Source organism: Shimia abyssi (genome assembly GCF_003014475.1).
GTDB classification, from domain to species: domain Bacteria; phylum Pseudomonadota; class Alphaproteobacteria; order Rhodobacterales; family Rhodobacteraceae; genus Shimia; species Shimia abyssi.
On the sequence record NZ_PYGJ01000042.1, the window covers coordinates 1 to 1,692 of the forward strand.

The following is a 1,692-nucleotide window of genomic DNA, read 5'->3' on the forward strand; positions in this document are numbered from 1 at the left end:
GAGGCTGTGTGGAAACTCGGCTGATTGCGATGCCCGTCTGTCTTTACCTGCGTTTTTGCCCGTTTTGGCGTGAGATCGGCATTTCAGCCGACAGAATGGATTGCAGGGTCGGCAGCGGCCACCTGAGACGGATTGGGCAATTTCGGCGCAAATTGCAGGGCAAACGAGGGCTCTTACGCCTTCATTGCGTCGATCATCGCCGGTACGCCCATGATCTTCATCACGCGGGTCATGTTATAGGCGAGCACGTGCAATGCCATCTCGGTGGCGACGTTTTTCAGGGTGCGCATCTTGAAGTGGGTGGCCCCCATCCAGGATTTGATCGTACCGTATGGGTGTTCAACTGTCATGCTGCGGACGGCCAGTTGCGTTGGGTCTTCGTCCAGCCGTTCTTGGACACGTTCCAGCACGTGTTCATGTTCCCACCGGCGGACGCGCCGCTCTTTTGAGGCCGTGCACTTGTCCTTGATGACGCAATCAGCGCAGGCTCCCGACCAATATGATCTGATAGCTTTGCCGTCTTGCTGGCCGGTAAATCTGTAGGTCAGGTTCTTGCCTGCCGGGCAGACATAGACATCCTTGTCGCTGTCATATGCGAAGTCAGCCTTGTCAAACTGACCGCGTGCAGAGGCGTTTGATGTCATGGGTTTGGGAACAACAACCGAGATGCCAGCCTCTTCGCTGGCGACAATCTCCTCGCCCTTGTAATAGCCCTTGTCCGCGATTGCTGTGAGCTGATCTGTCGTCATGACATCGTTTGCTGCCGCGGCCATCATCGACAAGGCATCCCGATCGAACCCAAGCATTGTTACTTCATGCGCAACGATCAGGTGGTGATTGGCTTCGACGGCCGTTTGAACATTGTAGCCGACAATGCGGGGCATCCGGGCCGTTGTTGCCATGGATCGGGCATCAGGATCACTGAGCGAGACCTGCGTTTCGCCGGTCTCATCCATGCGCTGCTCGATTGATCTGTAGCGCACCGTCTCCTTTCGCAGATGCTCCAGCTTTCTCAAAGTTCGTTCCATGCGAGCCTCTGGCAGCACCGTGCCGGTCTGTTCAAACACTTCGTCGGCGCGATCCAACTCACCCAAATAACGCTTGATTGCCTTGTCAATCTCACCCAACTTCTGGCGCAGCTTACCGCGCGTGTAATTCTTGGCCTTGGAGTTCAGCGCCTTGAACCGGCTACCGTCAATGGCAACCACATCCCCATCGAGCAGGTTCATATTGCGGCATAGCGCGACAAACTGCTGGCACACCTTGCGGATCGCGGGGCCGTTATCTTTGCGGAAGTCAGCAATCGTCTTGAAGTCCGGCTTCAACCGACCCGACAGCCAAATGAGCTCTAGGTTACGCCCGCATTCACGTTCCAACCGCCGCGATGACTGGATCTGGTTCAAATACCCGTAGAGATAAATCCGAAGCAACAAGCTAGGGTGATAGCCAGGCCGTCCAGTTGCCGCTGGCATCGCATTGAAGCCCAGCACCGCAAGATCAAGTAGGTCTGCAAAGGCATCAATGGCACGGACAGGGCTGCTCTCATCAACATAATCGTCCAGACATTCGGGCAGCAACATCGTCTGCTGCCGGTCCAGACCCTCGATAAATTGCGTCATCAACAACCTCCGTACCAAATACAGAAATTATACCATCAGTCCGGTCAGAATGGGGGAGTTTTCACACAGCCTC

1 protein-coding gene is annotated in these 1,692 nt (G+C 55.4%); it reads right to left on the minus strand.

The genetic code is table 11. The features are described 5' to 3' along the window. Positions 1–173 precede the first annotated feature (173 nt). Positions 174–1,619, minus strand: coding sequence for an IS1182 family transposase (locus CLV88_RS22775; RefSeq protein WP_106610700.1), 1,446 nt, complete (start codon positions 1,617–1,619; stop codon positions 174–176). Positions 1,620–1,692: the final 73 nt, after the last annotated feature.